This is a genomic window from Bradyrhizobium sp. CCGE-LA001 (assembly GCF_000296215.2).
GTDB lineage: Bacteria > Pseudomonadota > Alphaproteobacteria > Rhizobiales > Xanthobacteraceae > Bradyrhizobium.
This window is the reverse complement of the sequence record NZ_CP013949.1, coordinates 484,346-500,024: the sequence shown is the minus strand read 5'-3', so window position 1 is coordinate 500,024 and position 15,679 is coordinate 484,346. Positions and strand designations below refer to the sequence as shown.

Below are 15,679 nucleotides of genomic sequence, written 5' to 3'. Positions count from 1 at the left end.
GTCATGCCGTCGAATGCAGGAGGGTATCGTGGTGCATCTGAACAAGAAGGCGATCGGCCTGTCGCTGTGCCTCGCCGCCGTCGCGGTCGTGGCCGCGGGTTTCACCTATGCTCGGTCCGGCGAGACCTCGACCGACAACGCCTATATTCGTGGCGACGTGACCTCGCTCGCGCCAAAGGTTGCGGGCTACGTCACCGCGGTGGAGATCCAGGACAACCAGGCTGTCCGGGCTGGTGACGTCCTGTTCCGGATCGATGATCGGGACCACCGCGCGCGACTCGCACAGGCCGCCGCCAATGTCGAAGCGGCGCGGGCCCGGCTGACCAATGTCGATGCGGAGATCCAGCTTCAGCATGCCCTGATCCGGCAGGCCGAAGCCCAGTGACTCGCGAGCGCGGCCGAGAAGAACCTGGCTCGCAAGGCTTCCGACCGCCGCCGCGAGCTCATCCGCACCAACGCCGTCAGCCAGGCCCAGGTCGATGAGAGCGACGCCGCATTGTCGAAAGCCGAGGCGGCCGTCTCCGCAGCGGAGGCAACGATCGAGGCCCAGCGGCAGCGCATCTCCGTCCTCGCCAGCCAGCGCGAAGCCGCCGTCGCTGCGTTGGCGCAGGCACAGGCCGCACGAGAGCTCGCTCAAATCGATCTCGACAACACCGTCGTCCACGCGCCGGTCGATGGCGTCATCGGCAACCGTCAGGTCCGTGTCGGCCGTCTGGTTGCGCCAGGCACTGCCCTGCTCGACATCGTTCCGGTCAGGGACGTCTGGGTCGTGGCAAACTTCAAGGAGACCCAGATCGAGCAAATCCGTCCGGGTCAACGCGTACGCATCGTCGTCGACGGTTACAGGCACACGGCGCTCGACGGCATCGTGGACAGCTTTGCGCCGGGCAGCGGATCCGCCTTCAGCATGCTCCCGTCGGACAATGCGACCGGCAACTTCGTTCGGGTCGTTCAGCGCGTCCCCGTGAAGATCCGCTTCATCAACAATGAGCTGCCCGGCCGCCTGGTCCCAGGGCTGTCGGCGCGCGTCGACGTCGATCAGGGAAGCGGCTCATGACGGCGATCGTCGCCGCCGCGCCTCCCCGCGAACGGTCCGCGGCGGGAGCCCTGTTCGTCGCAGGGATCGTGCTGGCCACGCTGACGGAGGCGATCGCAAGCACGGTTCTGTCACTCGGGCGCGGCTACATCATCGGCGACGTCCATGTCACGCCCGACGAATTCGCCTGGCTCGACGTCGGTTACATGGCTTTGAAGCTGATCGGATTCATGACGGCGCCCATGCTGGTGCACCGTGTCGATCCCCGCCGCCTGATCATCGGCTCGACCCTGGTGATGGGCGTCGCATGTGGCTTGACGATCGTGACTGCGCGGCTGGATCTGCTGATCGCGCTCCGCGTGATTCAGGGTCTCGCTGGCGGCATCCTGCTCGTCACGGGTCAGGCAACGATCTTCGATGCCTATCCGCGGTCCCGGCAACCGATCCTTCAGGCCTTGTTTGCGATGGGATCGGTCGTCGCTCCCGCGACGATTGCTCCGGCCCTGCAAGGCTGGCTGATCGACAGCCGGTCCTGGACGTGGATCTTCTTCAGCGTCGTTCCGCTGGCGCTGACGGCTGCCGGCCTGCTGCTGATCGCCGACGGCCCGAAGCCCGTCATGCGTCAGCGCCGCCCGATCGACTGGATCGGCATCGGGCTGATCTCGGTCGCGCTCTTCTGTTTCTCCTACGTCCTCAACCAAGGCAGCCGATGGGACTGGTTCGAGGAGCCCCGCATCCTCTGGCTCACGGTGATCGGAGCGGCCGCGCTGCTGGCGTCTCTCGGCCGACAGGTACTGGCCAGCGGCCAAGGCCTGCTCGACTTCTCCTTGTTCGAGTGTGAGGATTTCTGCTTCGCGTTCGTCGTCAGCTTCGTTGCGGGCGCCGCATTGTTCGGCAGCGCGTTCCTGATCCCATTTTTTGCGGTGTCGGTCCTGGGGTTCAGGCCGACCGACGCCGGTCTGCTGCTGCTGCCGAGCGGCGCATGCTTCGTCGTCACGCTGCTGGCGGCCGCCTTCCTCATGCAGGTCCGCCGCGTTGCTCCCGTCGCCACGGTGCCCTTTGGCATCCTGATGATCACGGTTGCGATGTGGATGTTGTCGGGCTCGACCAGCGAGAGCGGTGCCCATGACATGATGGCCGCCATCCTCCTGCGCGGCCTCGGACTCGGCTTTCTGTTCCTGTCGATCACCCTGATCGCCTTCGGCAACCTGGGCGAACACAACCGCGCCTTCGGCATCGGCCTCTTCAATACCAGCAGGCAACTCGGCGGCCTCATCGGCGTCGCGGGCCTCGAGACCCTGATCGAGCACCACACCGCCGGCAATTTGACGGTGCTCGGCGCCAATCTGACCGCCGGCGTTCCCGCAATCAGCGAACGATTGGCCTCGACGGCCGCGATGCTCAGCGCGAGGGGAATGGAAGCGCTGGCCGGCCGCGCCGCCACGAGCCTGCTGGACGGCGCTCTCATCCGCCAGTCGACGGTGATCGCCTTCGACACCGCGTTCAATGCCGTTGCCCTGCTCTTCGTGTTCGCCGTGCCCGTGTTGGTCACCGTGAAGCTCGGGCTGCACCGATACGCTCAGGCACGCGTTGCGCAGTCGCAGCAGATCGACGCGCTACGGATCATCGACCCCGTCGCATGCTCAGGCGCATGCCTTGGCAGCAATTGCTCTACAGCGACGGCAATCGCTCTGGCGCAGCGGCAAGCCCGATCCGGTAGATCATCACGCGAAGGTCGAGCGCTCGACTCGGCCGAGCCAAGCTACGTCAGCAATCTCTGAACATCCCACCAGCGCGCAAAACAGAGGAGCACCAAGATGAATCAGGCGATCCGCAACACCCAGGAGAAGACGAACATGAACTTGCACAAACCCGTACAGTCTAGCAGACCGGGCCCCGAAGAGCTGGTCCCGTCGCGCTATGCGCTGAAGATCGGCGAGATCGACGTCATGGTGATTAGCGACGGCGTGCTGACGCTGCCGGGCGCGATGCTGGCCCACAACGCCGACCCGGCGGTCCGCGCGGCCTGGCTGAAGGACATGTTCCTGCCGCCGGACGCGTTCGATTGGGCGCTGAACGTGGTCGTGGTGCGCAGCGGCGGGCAGACCATCCTCGTCGATGCCGGACTGGGATCCGATCCGGACTTGCATCTGCCGCGAGCCGGGCAGCTGAGCAAGCGACTGGAGGCCGCTGGCATCGATCTCGGCTCGGTGACCGACGTGGTGCTGACGCACATGCACATGGACCACATTGGCGGGCTGCTCGTCGACGAGGTGAAGGATGGGCTGCGTCCCGACTTGCGGATCCACGTCGCAGCTGCCGAGGTCAAGTTCTGGGAGGACCCCGATTTCTCCCACGTCTCGATGCCGCCGGGATTTCCGGACGCGCTGCGGGCGACTGCCAAGCGGTTCGCGAAGGAGTACCACAACCAGCTGCGCACCTTCGAGGAGGAGCATGAGGTGGCGCCGGGCGTGGTGGTCACGCGCACCGGCGGCCATACCCCCGGGCACAGCATCGTCCGCCTGGCATCGGGCGGCGACCGGCTGACATTCGCCGGCGATGCCGTGTTCACCGTCGGATTCGATCACCCCGACTGGCACAACGGCTTCGAGCATGATCCCGAAGAGGCCGCGCGCGTTCGCGTCCGTCTCCTGCGCGAGCTGGCCGCGAGCCGCGAATTGCTGGTGGCCACCCACATGCCCTTCCCTTCGATTGGACATGTCGCAGTGGACGGCGATTCGTTCCGTTGGATCCCGGCGTTCTGGGACTACTGACCGCTGGACCGGTCCGCCTCACGTGAGAGCGTGATCCGATCGTGACCTGAAGCGCGATGACGATCGTCCCGATCTCATCGCGCTTTGCGGCGCCGCAAGAATTTACATCAGGCGTTTTGCGGCGCGTACTTCGGCGATTTCGGCGTCGGGATGGCTGACAATGGTGGCGAACATGATGCCGCTGATGATGAGCGACCAGGCGGTGTTCCAATAGATCCAAAACACGTGCCAGCCTCCGTTTCGTCTCTACCGCCCGCGGATTCAGGTAACGGCAAGGCGACGCTGCCGTTCCCGACGCGACTACAGTGCTACTTTTGTTTGGTCGGCGGCGCGGCGCGATCGGTTTGACCGGTGTGGCGCTTTGCCACGACGTCCGCGTCGTTCTCACCCTCATGCGGGCGCGGCGGCGGCTTTGGCTGGCCTTTCTGACCGCCATGCTTGCCGCCCATGTCGGGCTTGCCTTCGAGATCGTTTTCACTGGGCATGATGCTTCAATGCACTGGCGCGGCATTGGTTTCGCAGTTGCGCGTGAGACAGCTTCGCCTGTGAACGAGGTCATAGGATCGCCGCGGTTTGCGGTGCACGATGACGGCAGGGACATCTCTATTTCGGCCGGCGGACGGGGCCCGATGCGCAGACGATTGATCACCTGGACCATCCTGACCTGCGCCCTGCTCGCAGTCGCCGTATGGTCCGTGCTCGGTCCGCCCAACCAACCGCCCGGCCCGCATCTGCCCTCCCGCGGCGTGACGACAGCGGCGCGGTAGCGATCCAGCGACCGATACAATTTCGGCATCGATCAATTCCAACTGGAATTTGGTGCGGCGGTGCGCCTCCCGCTATCCTCAACGGCAAAACGACAATGCCGCACTGGCGCCGAGGAGGAGACCATGTCGAGACCGCCCCTGCGCATCGCATCACGCACAGCGATCGCCACCACCCTTACCCTTCTCGCCCTCATTCCTGGAGTCCGCGCCGGCATGGCCGAAACCTTCGCTTATGTCGGCAACGCCGACAGCAACGAGATCAGCGTGTTCAAGATGGCCGAGAGCGGCGAGATGACACCGGTCCAGACGGCTGCGTTCCCCGGCGTGGAAAAGCCCGGCTCCTCGACGCCGCTCGCGATCACGCCCGAAAAACGCGTGCTGATCGCCGGCATCCGCTCGCAGCCATATCTCGCGGTGAGTTTTGCGATCGATCCCAAAACCGGGCGGCTCAGTCATGTCGGTAACGGGCCGCTCGCCGACAGCATGGCCAATATCGCGGTCGATCGCAGCGGCAAGTTCCTGTTCAGCGCGTCCTATGGCGGCAACAAGGTCGCGCTGAATCCGCTTCAGGCAAATGGCGTCGCAGCCGAACCGAAGCAGGTAGTTGCGACCGGGCTGAACGCGCACGCGTTCCTGCCTGCGCCTGATAACCGATTCGTGTTCGCGACCAATCTCGGCTCCGACCAGGTGCTGAGCTTCGCGTTCGATCCGATTGCGGGCACGCTCACGCCGAACGATCCGCCGGCGATCAAGATGCCGGAGAAATCGGGACCGCGGCACTTCGTATTCCACCCGAGCGGCAGGTTCGTCTATCTCGTCCACGAGCTGAACGGCGACGTGGCCGCGTTCAGTTATGAGGCCAGGAGCGGCGTCTGGACCGAGATCCAGCGCACCACCGCACTGCCGGAGGGCTTTGCTGGCAAGCCCTGGGCCGCCGACATCCACATCACCCCGGACGGGCGCTTCCTCTATGCCTCGGAACGCACCACGAACACGCTCGCCGCCTACAGGATCGATGCAGGCAGCGGCAAGCTGACCACGATCGGCAGCGTGCCGACCGAGAAGCAGCCGCGCGGCTTCAACATCGATCCCTCCGGGCGCTACCTCGCCGCGGTCGGCGAGCTTTCCGACGGCATGACGGTCTACGCGATTGATCAGAGCAGCGGCGCGCTCACCAAGCTGAAATCCTATCCCACCGGCAAGAAGCCGAACTGGGTCGAATTCCTGAGCCTGCCGTGACGGGGCGTCGACCGGCCTACGTAATGATCCGCAATTTCGAAAGGCCGGCCTGGCGCCATATCGTTCGCCATGGACCGTCAGATCGTTTTCAAGTGCCCCCGGACCGGCATGAACGTGCAGCATCGGCTGGGCGACGAGCCGGCCGATCGCACGCATGTTTCCGTGTCCTGTCCGGCCTGTACCGGACTGCATCTGCTCGACCGTTCCACGGGCCAGCCACTCGGCGATCGCCGGAACTGACCGCCGGCGAGTATCTGCCGTCGCTCTCCTGGCAGGCAGCGAACCTGATCTCCAATCCCGCGACTAATCAAGGACTTGCCGCAACGGCGCGCGCCGGCGCGGCATCCTGTCAAAAGGCAACAGCGCCGTGGTCCGGCCCGTTGCCATCTGCTATCGATTGAAGGGCTTGAACCCCTGTGGAATTTTCGATGCGTCATTTACCCCGTGCCGTTGCCCGAAGCCTGTTTCCCGCAGCCATCGCCGGAATGTTCGCCCTCGGCCCATATCCGGCCGGCGCCGCCGAGGACGATGCTCCCAAGGGGCCGGCGGTCACGGTGCTGAAGGTCGCGAAATCCTGCTTCTCCGATATCGTCGAGGCGACCGGCTCGATCATCGCACGCGAGGAAAGCTCGGTACGGCCCGAACGTCCCGGCCTGAAGGTGACGGAGGTACTGGCAGAAGCCGGCCAGACCACCACCGCCGGCCAGGTGCTGGCGCGGCTGGCGCTGCCGGAAGGCGGCACGCTTCAGGTCACCGCGCCGGTGGCAGGCGTGATCGCCACCTCGACCGCACAGATCGGCAATTTCGCATCGGCCAAGGGCGAGGCCCTGTTCACGATCGTGGCGCGCAGCGAATACGACCTGGTCGGCCTGGTCGCGACCACCGACATGCGCAAGCTCGCGGTCAACCAGCAGGCGACCGTGCGCATCGCCGGCTCCGGCGACATCGACGGCAAGATTCGCCGCATCGGGCCGACCGTCGAGCAGAACATCCAGCAGGGCATGGTCTATATCGGCATCTCCTCGCAGAAGCGCCTGTTGCTCAACGCGAGCGGGCGCGCGCTGATCAAGACCGGGCAGAGCTGCAACGTCGCGGTGCCGCTGACATCAGTGCAATATTCCTCGGCCGGCACCGTGGTGCAGGTGATCCGCCGCAATCGCGTCGAGACCAAACGCGTCGAGGTCGGATTGATGTCGGGCGGCAATATCGAGATTCGCGACGGCCTCAACGAGGGCGACGTCGTCGTGGCGCGCGCGGGCGCGCTGCTGCGCGAGGGCGATCCGGTGCGCCCGGTGATGGCAAGCGCGGAAGCGGCGAAGTAGCATTCACCATCGTCATTGCGAGCGAAGCGAAGCAATCCAGATTCTTTCCGCGGAGGGATTCTGGATTGCTTCGTCGCAAGAGCTCCTCGCAATGACGTTGCAGGCGCAGCGCGCCCCAAATAATCGGCCCCGGCTCAGCGTCGCATCATTGCATGATGCGCCGCGTCCGGGGCACGAGACTTCGCAGTATGTCGTAAGACCTAAGAAAAACTAGCCGCCGGCTTCGCCGAAACGAACATCCTCGAGCAGTGACGAGGAGATGGTCGGGACCTGATCGCCTTCGCTGGCACGCGAGATGGCGAGGCGGGTCTTGTTGAAGACGCTCTCGGCGCTGCCCTGCGCATTGAGGTTGTTGAGGAACTCGCTGACCAGCACGCTGTGCTCGCCCTTGCCGTCGTCGACGACCTTGCCGGGCGAGGCCGAGGAGAGGATCAGCGCATTGTCGGGCGCGCTGATCGGCGCGAGGCCGTGGCTGTAGGAGCGGAAGCGGCGCTCGAAGGGATTGCGGCGGGAGGCGTCGACCACGACGAGCTTGGCCTTGGCGCCCTGCTCCTTCATCATGTCGAGCACACCATCGATGGAGACGCCCTGGCGGCGGACGTCGCTTTCCTTCCAGATCACGGCATCGACCGGCAGCATGTAGCTCTCGCGGCCGGCCTGCACGCCGTAGCCGCCGAAGAACAGCATGACAACGGTGTCCTGCTTGATGCGGGACTTCAGGCGGTTGACGGCCCGGACCATGTCGTCCTTGGTCGCATCTTCCACCATGTCGACGTCAAAGCCGTTCTTGCGCAGGGACGAGGACAGCGCGCGGGCGTCGTTGATCGACTGCGTCAGCGGCGCGTTGGCGTCGGGGTAATGTCCATTGCCGATGACCAGCGCCAGGCGCGAGGTCTGGCCGATCGAGCCGGTGATCTGGTCGGTCGAGACGGCCTTGGCAGCATCGATCGCGCGCATGTTCAGAGCAGCATGGGCGCCGATCACCAGCGAGACCGTGCCGATGAGGGCCGCGGCAAGGGCGATCGTGCGTCGGGAAATGTCGAGCTGCCTTACATTCATCTCGCTTCATTCCTGTCAGTGCCAAAGACCAGCCAAGCGCGCGCACACTGTTTGAGTAGCGCGATAGCGTCTTTAGGTTTGAGGGATTGGCCGGGGAAGTGCCCCCGAATTGCGCGCAATTTGCGGCGCCGCACCAAATAAACCCTTAACCGGATATAGGTGCCCCGGCAATAGATTGCTCAAAATTTGATCTAAGTCACTGAAGGTATTAGTTAATCCTCCAAGCCAGCTTCCTGCATTTTCCGTTCCCCGTGGCCTTCCGGAGACCGATCATGCAGCCTCCATGCCGCCTTTTTCCGTGATGGCGATCACATTTGTATTTCCTGCGAATCCGGGTAGCTTTTTCAAAGACTTGCAGGGGGTGGCGTGTGGCTGTCAGCGCGCTGGCCGGCCCTTGGCCAAGCCTCCAGTGAAACGACCCGCCAAAGTCCCTGCGACCAGGTATTTCATGAGCTTTCAATATTTCGCCGGCGCCGCCTGCCGGGCGCTGACGGCGCGGAAGGACGGTCCCTCGCTTTACGACGTGTGCGATCCCGTCTTGTCGGGCTCTGTCGGCGGCGATCCGCACCTGGCCAAATTCTACAAGACCGCCCTCGGCAACCCCGCGCTGCGGGTGCTGCTGCGGCGGGCCGGGCTGCCCGAGCTGCGCGACGAAGCCAGGCTGATGGCGTTGCGCCAGGCGCTCGCCCGTGCGCGGGACGAGGCGGAGCCGGACTGGTCAGCCGTCGGCCAGCCCGTGGCCGACCTCGTTGACAGCATCTCGCTCGACCATCCGAGGCCGCCGCCGGCCATGTTCGTCGGCGCGGCGCCGGATCAGTCGCGGATCGACCGCGTGATCCGCGACTGTGCGCAGCATCTGCTCGGCTCGTACCGCCGAAACGGTTTTCTGCCCACCTACGCCGCCTTCAACCTGATCGGCGATCCTGATTTCCGCGGACGCGAGCTGATCATGGCGCTCACGGGGCTGAACGCCCGCGGCTACAAGAACTCCTCGCTGCTGTTCAACCTCGCCCGCGTCTTCATCGCCCGCTCGAAGGCGGCCGCCGTTGTCAATCCGCCCTGGCGAGGGATCGCCGAGCCGATGTGGGAGCCGGTGCAGATCCGCCACCGCTCGGCCTATTACGACGCGTTCTTTATCGAGGCGCTGCTGAGTTATGTCGAGACCGGGCTCGCCTCGTCCGCCGACAAGACCGCGGCGGAGCGCGCGATCGCCGACATGGTGGATTTCTGCGTCAATATCAGCCGCGAGGAGGTCGAGGGCTTGGGTGGCGCGCGGTTCAATGTCATCACCGCGCTCGCGCCGGCGCCACATCCGCGCTTCTCGCGCTTCTTCGCCCAGATCAAGCAGGATCTCGGCTTCGGCATCTACGTGCCCGATTGCGACACCACGGCCTGCTCGATCTCCGCAGCGACGCAGGCCGGCTGCACCGATGCGATCATCGACCAGCCGCTGTTGGATTTCTACGCGGGGTACCAGGTGCAGGCCGGCGTCAACGCGCCGCGCGTGACGGTGCCGCTCAACGACAACATCGAGTACGAGGGTGGCGTCGCGACCTGGATCGACAATCTCGCGGGCGAGCGTCCCTACGGCAACGATCTCGATCCGACGCTCAATCTGGACATTCTCGAAGTCAGCTTCCGCAATCTGGCGCGCTGGAAAGTTCTGGAGACACCGGCGCGGCTCGCCACCGTGCATCGCATCATCGGCTTCCAGAAGCGCCTGGCGGCCAGCGGCGCCTTCGCCAATCCGCGCTCGCACATCTACTATCTGCCGGAGCTCTACAGTGCCTATTTCGGCCGCTGCTATGCCGCGTTCCTGTCGCTGCCGCTGGCGGCCCAGGCCGCGATCGATCCCGCCGGCGATTTCGATTTCATCCGCCACCGCGTGCTGTCCTACGTCAAGGGCGAGCTGATGGCCGCCGAGATGAACGTGTTCGACGCGGCGCTGGCGCTGATCGCGCTCGGCCATCTCGGCGCCGATCCGCGCGCCTTCGCACCCGCGCTGAACGTGATCGTCGCGAGCCTCGGCGAAGGCGGCCGTCGCGGTCCGTTCCGCGCCTATGAATGGAACAAGATGAAGACGCCGACGCGGATCCTGGTGGGTGGGCCCGAGGTGACGTCGGCATTCGTTCTGATGGGCCTCGCAATAGCGAGGCGGCGAATGGTGAATGGCGAGTAGCGAAGGATCGTGTCCCTATTCGCGCCCCCGAGATGACGGGAAGTTGAAAGCCTAACCGTTAGGCATAAGCTGGCCGGGCGGACAAAAGCCGACCACAATTGCGACGTCTATCGAGATTTTCTTCACACGCGGACCGGCATGTTGCGAAAAATCCTGATTGCGCTGTCCTTGCTCGGCTTGTCGCTGCCCTCACTGGCCGAGGCCGCCGACATCGCTGGTATGGCAAAGGTGCGCGCCGGCGATGCCGTGGTGATCGGGAACGCGCGGATCCGGCTCGGCGGCATCGACGCGCCCGCGGTCGACCAGCTCTGCCTCAACACCAAGTCCGAGCGCTGGACCTGCGGCGTCGCCGCGCGCGACGAGCTCGCCAAATATGCCGAAGGCAAGAACTGGGTCTGCCACACGAGGTCGATCGACCGGCGCGGCCGCACCGTGGCGCGGTGCGAGGTCGGCGGCGAGGACATCCAGAAATGGCTGGTGCGCAACGGCTGGGCACTGGCCTACACCCGCATCTCCAAGGACTACGAGCCCGACGAGGCTGCCGCGCGTGAAGCAAAAGCCGGAATGTGGCAGGGTGCCTTCATCGCTCCCTGGGACTGGCGCGTGCGCAACAAGAAGACCACCATCCTGGGCGCCACCAAGCCGCCGGACGGAGCTCATGCCGTGCTGCTCGCCTCGGCCTCCGGACCGGTCGCGCCCTCGCCCGACTGCACCATCAAGGGCAACGTCAACACATCAGGCGAATGCATCTACCACCAGCCGACCAGCCGCTGGTACACCCAGATCAAGATGAAGATCAGCAAGGGCACCCGCTGGTTCTGCTCGGTCGAAGAAGCAGAGGCCGCCGGTTGCCGCGAGACGAAGCGATAGCCCACTCCAGACCTGCGTTTTGTGCGCTTTTCTTGCGTGCTCGCGGCGCGTAAAACGGGACGCAGCAACCTATCAGCCTGTCCACCAGCAACAAGGACCAACAGCAATGACCGTTCGCGCGGGCCGGGAATTTCTGGCCATCCCCGGGCCCACCACGATGCCCGACGAGGTGCTGCGGGCAATGCACCGTCCGGCAATCGACATCTACTCCAAGCAGATGACCGATTTGACCGAGAGCCTGCTCAGCGACATCTCGAAGCTTTTTGCGACCAAGGGCAAGTCCTACATCTACATCGCCAACGGGCACGGCGCCTGGGAAGCGGCGCTCAGCAACGTGCTGTCGCGCGGCGACAAGGTACTGGTGCTGGAGAGCGGGCGCTTTGCGATCGGCTGGGGCAACGCCGCAGCGCTGATGGGCGCCGAGGTCGAGGTGCTCAAGGGCGACTGGCGCCGCGCGGTGCGGCCGCACGAGGTCGAGGAGCGCCTGCGCCGCGACAAGGAGCACACGATCAAGGCCGTCGTGGTGGTCCAGGTCGACACTGCCTCCGGCGTGCAGAACGACATCGAGGCGATCGGCAAGGCGATCAAAGCGAGCGGCCATCCCGCGCTGTACATGGTCGACACCGTCGCCTCACTCGGCTGCATGCCGTTCGAGATGGACAAATGGGGCATCGATGTCGCGATGTCCGGCTCGCAAAAGGGTCTGATGACGCCGCCCGGCCTCGGCTTCGTCGCCGCCAATGCGCGTGCGATCGAGGTGCACAAGACCGCCAACATGGCGACGCCCTATTGGAGCTGGAGCGAGCGCGAGGGCACCGAGCACTATCGCAAATATGCCGGCACCGCGCCGGTGCATCTGTTGTTCGCGCTGCGCCAGGCCGTCGACCTCCTACACGAGGAGGGGCTGGAGAATGCCTTCCGCCGCCACAGCCTGCTCGGCGAGGCCGCACGCCGTGCAGTCAGCGCATGGTCGGAAGGCCAGGTGCTCGGCTTCAACGTCGCCGAAGCCAGCGAGCGCTCCAACACCGTGACCACGGTCACCATGAGCAACGGCCACGACCCGGCCGTGCTGCAGCGCTATTGCAAGGAAAAGTGCGGCGTCGTGCTCGGCACCGGCATCGGCGACCTCTCGGGCCAGGCCTTCCGCATCGCCCATATGGGTCATGTGAATGCGCCGATGCTGCTCGGCACGCTCGGCGTGATCGAGATCGGGCTCAACGCGCTGAAGATCCCGCACGGCAAGGGCGGACTGGAAGCGGCCGTGGCGTATCTCGGTGAAGAGGTGGCGGTGTAAAGCGCAAGCCACAAACGGCGCTGTCGTCCCGGACACGGAGCAGCTCTGGCAACGCGCAGCGTTGTCAGCGCGGAGCTTTGATCCGGCACCCACGGCCACAAGACGTGTTCGGGGCGCGGCAGCGCCGGCATTTCGTGGAATCGGGACGATATAAGGTGGACGTGCCTTCTCTTCCCATTCTTACGGGAACGCGAGAAGGACCGCTGCGCGAATACGCATACGACGAGGACCGCGAGTGACACAAGCCAAGACGCCTTCCCAGCCCCCCGTCGCCCCGCGCCGGCCGCATTCCTTCACGCGGCATGGCATCACAGTGACCGACGATTATGCCTGGCTGAAGGACGAGAAATGGCAGGAGGTGCTGCGCGATCCCGCTGTGCTCGATCCCGACATCCGCAACTATCTCGATGAGGAGAACGTCTACACCGAGAGCCTGCTCGGCCACACTGCCAATCTGCAGAAGACGCTGGTGCGGGAGATGCGGGGGCGGATCAAGGAGGACGATTCCAGCGTTCCCTCGCCCGACGGCCCCTTCGCCTATTTCCGCAGGTTTCGCAAAGGCGGCCAGCACGAGCTGTTCGGCCGCATGCCGCGCGACGGCGGCGAGGGCCAGATCGTGCTCGATGGCGACGCACTCGCCAAGGACCACAAATACTTCAAGTTCGGCGGCAGCCGGCACTCGCACGATCACAAGCTGCAGGCCTGGAGCGCCGACACCAAGGGCTCCGAATATTTCTCGCTCCGCGTGCGCGACTGGGCAAGCGGCAAAGATTTGGATGACGTCGTCGAGGAGACCGACGGCGGCATCGTCTGGGCCGCGGACTGCAAGAGCTTCTTCTATGTGAAGCTCGACGACAACCATCGCCCCATGCAGGTGTGGCTGCATAGACTCGGTACGAAACAAGCTGACGATGCGCTCGTGTACGAAGAGCAGGATGCCGGCTGGTTCACCCATCTGCACGAGAGCACCAGCGGCCGCTTCTGCGTGATCGCCGGCGGCGACCACGAAACCTCCGAGCAGCGGCTGATCGATCTCGCCAACCCCGAGGCGCCGCCGCGCCTTGTGGCGGCGCGCGAGGAAGGCGTGCAATATTCGCTGGCCGACCGCGGCGACGAGCTCTTCATCCTCACCAATGCCGACGACGCCATCGACTTCAAGATCGTCACGGCGCCGCTTGCCGCACCCGAGCGCAAGAATTGGCGCGATTTGATCCCGTATCGTCCGGGCATCTACATCATCGACCTCGATCTCTACGCCGGCCATCTGGTGCGGCTGGAGCGCGCCAATGCGCTGCCGTCGATCGTGATCCGCGATCTCGCGACGAAGGAAGAGCACGCCATCGCCTTCGACGAGGCCGCCTATTCGCTGGATACGATGGGCTCCTTCGAATTCGAGACGACTACCCTGCGCTTTGCGTATTCCTCGATGACGACACCGTCGGAAGTCTACGACTACGACATGGTCAAGCGCACGCGCACCTTGCGCAAGCGCCAGGAAATTCCGTCCGGCCACGACGCGGCCGACTATGTCACGACGCGCATCATGGCGAAGGCGCAGGACGGCGCCGATGTACCCGTGTCGATCCTTCATCGCCGCGGGCTGAAGCTCGACGGCTCGGCGCCGCTCCTGCTCTACGGCTACGGCTCCTACGGAATGGCGATGCCCGCCTCGTTCAACGCCAACCGCCTGTCGCTGGTCGATCGCGGCTTCGTCTATGCCATCGCCCATATTCGCGGCGGCGCCGACAAGGGCTGGGGTTGGTATCTCGACGGCAAGCGCGAGAAGAAGACGAACTCGTTCGACGATTTCTCAGCCAGCGCCCGTGCGTTGATCGCGGCAAGATACACCGGCGCGAAGCGCATCATCGGCCACGGCGGCTCGGCCGGCGGCATGCTGATGGGTGCAGTCGCCAACCGCGCCGGCGAATTGTTCGCCGGCATCGTCGCCGAAGTACCGTTCGTCGATGTGCTCAACACCATGCTCGACGACACGCTGCCGCTGACGCCGCCCGAATGGCCGGAATGGGGCAACCCGATCGAAAGCGAGAAGGATTTCCGCACCATCCTGTCCTACTCGCCTTACGACAATGTCGCGGCCAAGGACTATCCGGCGATCCTGGCGATGGGCGGGCTTACTGATCCCAGGGTCACCTACTGGGAGCCCGCCAAATGGATCGCGCGCCTGCGCGCCACCATGCGCGGCGGCGGCCCGGTGCTGCTGCGCACCAACATGGGCGCCGGTCACGGCGGCGCATCGGGGCGGTTCGACCGGCTGGATGAAGTCGCGATCGTCTATGCGTTCGCGCTGTGGGCGGCGGGAATGGCGGAGGCTGGGGTGTAGCCACACCCTCCGCCGTCGTCTCGACCTAGCGACCGTTCTTCTTCCGCCACTCCGCGAAGTCGGTGAGCGTCTGCGGGTCGGTGGCGGGATAGAGACCGAAAATGCCGCGGCCCTTGCCGACTTCCTCGGTGACGAAGTCCTCGAACGCGGTCATCTCGAAGGTTTCGTTGGCGATCTCGTCCGCGAGATGCGCGGGGATCACGATGACGCCGTCGGCATCCCCCAAAATGACGTCGCCGGGAAACACCGGCGCATCACCGCAGCCGATCGGGACGTTGATCTCGATGGCCTGATGCAACGTGAGATTCGTCGGCGCCGAGGGGCGGTGGTGGTAGGCGGGAATGCCGAGCTTGGCGATCTCGGCGGAATCGCGAAAGCCGCCGTCGGTGACGACGCCGGCAACGCCCCGCTTCATCAGCCGCGTTACCAGGATCGCGCCGGCCGAGGCCGCGCGCGCATCCTTGCGGCTATCCATCACCAGCACCGCGCCCGGCGGACAGTCCTCGACCGCCTTGCGTTGCGGATGCGAGCGGTCCTTGAAGACCTCGATGGTGTTGAGGTCTTCGCGCGCCGGCATGTAGCGCAGCGTAAAGGCCTCCCCGACCATGGTCGGCTGGTCCGGTCCGACGGGATGCACGTCCTGGATCATCTGGATGCGCAGGCCGCGCTTGAACAAGGCGGTCGCGACCGTGGCGGTGGAAACGGATTTGAGCTTGTTGCGGGTGGCTTCGGAAAGTTTGGTCATCGTGGGCTCTCTCTGGTCGTCATCCGGGCGCGCGTAGCGCGAACCCGGAATCC

General features: G+C 65.0%; 13 protein-coding genes and 1 pseudogene. 10 read left to right on the top strand and 4 right to left on the bottom strand.

Features of this window, described 5'->3' with window-relative positions; genetic code table 11:
- Positions 1-13 precede the first annotated feature (13 nt).
- The 3 genes and pseudogenes from BCCGELA001_RS02375 (at position 14) to BCCGELA001_RS02365 (ending at position 3,810) form a co-directional block, all read left to right on the top strand.
- Positions 14-1,057: pseudogene (locus tag BCCGELA001_RS02375) on the top strand (HlyD family secretion protein).
- Positions 1,054-2,817: a DHA2 family efflux MFS transporter permease subunit gene (locus tag BCCGELA001_RS02370; protein ID WP_083543283.1), complete on the top strand. Its 1,764-nt coding sequence runs from the start codon at positions 1,054-1,056 to the stop codon at positions 2,815-2,817. The pseudogene BCCGELA001_RS02375 and the gene BCCGELA001_RS02370 overlap by 4 nt, the downstream one beginning before the upstream one ends.
- A gap of 36 nt (positions 2,818-2,853) precedes the next feature.
- Positions 2,854-3,810 carry an MBL fold metallo-hydrolase gene (locus BCCGELA001_RS02365; RefSeq protein ID WP_060734533.1) on the top strand — a complete coding sequence of 319 codons (957 nt, stop codon included), beginning with the start codon at positions 2,854-2,856 and terminating at the stop codon, positions 3,808-3,810.
- A gap of 102 nt (positions 3,811-3,912) precedes the next feature.
- Here the strand turns inward: BCCGELA001_RS02365 and BCCGELA001_RS39235 are convergent, their stop codons facing one another.
- Together BCCGELA001_RS39235 and BCCGELA001_RS37805 are read right to left on the bottom strand one after the other, a co-directional pair.
- A complete protein-coding gene (locus BCCGELA001_RS39235) occupies positions 3,913-4,035 on the bottom strand; it encodes a hypothetical protein (RefSeq protein WP_008565198.1) in 123 nt (40 codons plus the stop codon).
- An 83-nt stretch (positions 4,036-4,118) separates the two neighbouring features.
- Positions 4,119-4,295, bottom strand: coding sequence for a hypothetical protein (locus BCCGELA001_RS37805; protein WP_008565197.1), 177 nt, complete (start codon positions 4,293-4,295; stop codon positions 4,119-4,121).
- Positions 4,296-4,439: 144 nt separating this feature from the next.
- Here BCCGELA001_RS37805 and BCCGELA001_RS37800 point away from each other — a divergent pair, with 144 nt between their 5' ends.
- The 3 genes from BCCGELA001_RS37800 (at position 4,440) to BCCGELA001_RS02355 (ending at position 7,138) form a co-directional block, all read left to right on the top strand.
- On the top strand, positions 4,440-4,577 hold the full coding sequence (locus BCCGELA001_RS37800; RefSeq protein WP_158511593.1) for a hypothetical protein: 138 nt from the start codon (positions 4,440-4,442) through the stop codon (positions 4,575-4,577).
- 123 nt (positions 4,578-4,700) lie between these two features.
- On the top strand, positions 4,701-5,816 hold the full coding sequence (locus BCCGELA001_RS02360; RefSeq protein ID WP_060734532.1) for a lactonase family protein: 1,116 nt from the start codon (positions 4,701-4,703) through the stop codon (positions 5,814-5,816).
- 428 nt (positions 5,817-6,244) lie between these two features.
- Entirely contained in the window at positions 6,245-7,138 is an 894-nt protein-coding gene (locus BCCGELA001_RS02355; RefSeq protein ID WP_060737448.1) for an efflux RND transporter periplasmic adaptor subunit, read from the top strand.
- A gap of 210 nt (positions 7,139-7,348) precedes the next feature.
- Here BCCGELA001_RS02355 and BCCGELA001_RS02350 read toward each other — a convergent pair whose 3' ends face one another.
- Positions 7,349-8,197 carry a caspase family protein gene (locus BCCGELA001_RS02350; RefSeq protein ID WP_008565188.1) on the bottom strand — a complete coding sequence of 283 codons (849 nt, stop codon included), beginning with the start codon at positions 8,195-8,197 and terminating at the stop codon, positions 7,349-7,351.
- Between the two features lie 448 nt (positions 8,198-8,645).
- Here BCCGELA001_RS02350 and BCCGELA001_RS02345 point away from each other — a divergent pair, with 448 nt between their 5' ends.
- From BCCGELA001_RS02345 to BCCGELA001_RS02330, 4 genes are all read left to right on the top strand, one after another.
- Positions 8,646-10,376 (top strand): hypothetical protein, encoded by a 1,731-nt coding sequence (locus BCCGELA001_RS02345; protein WP_060734531.1) that lies wholly within the window; start codon positions 8,646-8,648, stop codon positions 10,374-10,376.
- A 138-nt stretch (positions 10,377-10,514) separates the two neighbouring features.
- Complete coding sequence (locus tag BCCGELA001_RS02340) at positions 10,515-11,246, top strand: thermonuclease family protein (protein WP_008565183.1); 732 nt, start codon at positions 10,515-10,517, stop codon at positions 11,244-11,246.
- Between the two features lie 106 nt (positions 11,247-11,352).
- Entirely contained in the window at positions 11,353-12,540 is a 1,188-nt protein-coding gene (locus BCCGELA001_RS02335) for a pyridoxal-phosphate-dependent aminotransferase family protein (protein ID WP_060734530.1), read from the top strand.
- 235 nt (positions 12,541-12,775) lie between these two features.
- The gene (locus tag BCCGELA001_RS02330) at positions 12,776-14,881 is read left to right on the top strand and encodes a S9 family peptidase (RefSeq protein WP_060734529.1); all 2,106 of its coding nucleotides are present in this window, start codon (positions 12,776-12,778) and stop codon (positions 14,879-14,881) included.
- Between the two features lie 25 nt (positions 14,882-14,906).
- Here BCCGELA001_RS02330 and BCCGELA001_RS02325 read toward each other — a convergent pair whose 3' ends face one another.
- The gene (locus BCCGELA001_RS02325; RefSeq protein ID WP_060734528.1) at positions 14,907-15,626 is read right to left on the bottom strand and encodes a ribonuclease activity regulator RraA; all 720 of its coding nucleotides are present in this window, start codon (positions 15,624-15,626) and stop codon (positions 14,907-14,909) included.
- Positions 15,627-15,679: the final 53 nt, after the last annotated feature.

Excerpts from the sequence above, each read along its gene's own strand:
- BCCGELA001_RS02370 (WP_083543283.1), top strand. The coding sequence starts at position 1,054 with ATGACGGCGATCGTCGCCGCCGCGCCTCCCCGCGAACGGTCCGCGGCG.
- BCCGELA001_RS02365 (WP_060734533.1), top strand. The coding sequence starts at position 2,854 with ATGAATCAGGCGATCCGCAACACCCAGGAGAAGACGAACATGAACTTG.
- BCCGELA001_RS37805 (WP_008565197.1), bottom strand. The coding sequence starts at position 4,295 with ATGCCCAGTGAAAACGATCTCGAAGGCAAGCCCGACATGGGCGGCAAG.
- BCCGELA001_RS37800 (WP_158511593.1), top strand. The coding sequence starts at position 4,440 with ATGCGCAGACGATTGATCACCTGGACCATCCTGACCTGCGCCCTGCTC.
- BCCGELA001_RS02360 (WP_060734532.1), top strand. The coding sequence starts at position 4,701 with ATGTCGAGACCGCCCCTGCGCATCGCATCACGCACAGCGATCGCCACC.
- BCCGELA001_RS02355 (WP_060737448.1), top strand. The coding sequence starts at position 6,245 with ATGCGTCATTTACCCCGTGCCGTTGCCCGAAGCCTGTTTCCCGCAGCC.
- BCCGELA001_RS02350 (WP_008565188.1), bottom strand. The coding sequence starts at position 8,197 with ATGAATGTAAGGCAGCTCGACATTTCCCGACGCACGATCGCCCTTGCC.
- BCCGELA001_RS02345 (WP_060734531.1), top strand. The coding sequence starts at position 8,646 with ATGAGCTTTCAATATTTCGCCGGCGCCGCCTGCCGGGCGCTGACGGCG.
- BCCGELA001_RS02340 (WP_008565183.1), top strand. The coding sequence starts at position 10,515 with ATGTTGCGAAAAATCCTGATTGCGCTGTCCTTGCTCGGCTTGTCGCTG.
- BCCGELA001_RS02335 (WP_060734530.1), top strand. The coding sequence starts at position 11,353 with ATGACCGTTCGCGCGGGCCGGGAATTTCTGGCCATCCCCGGGCCCACC.
- BCCGELA001_RS02325 (WP_060734528.1), bottom strand. The coding sequence starts at position 15,626 with ATGACCAAACTTTCCGAAGCCACCCGCAACAAGCTCAAATCCGTTTCC.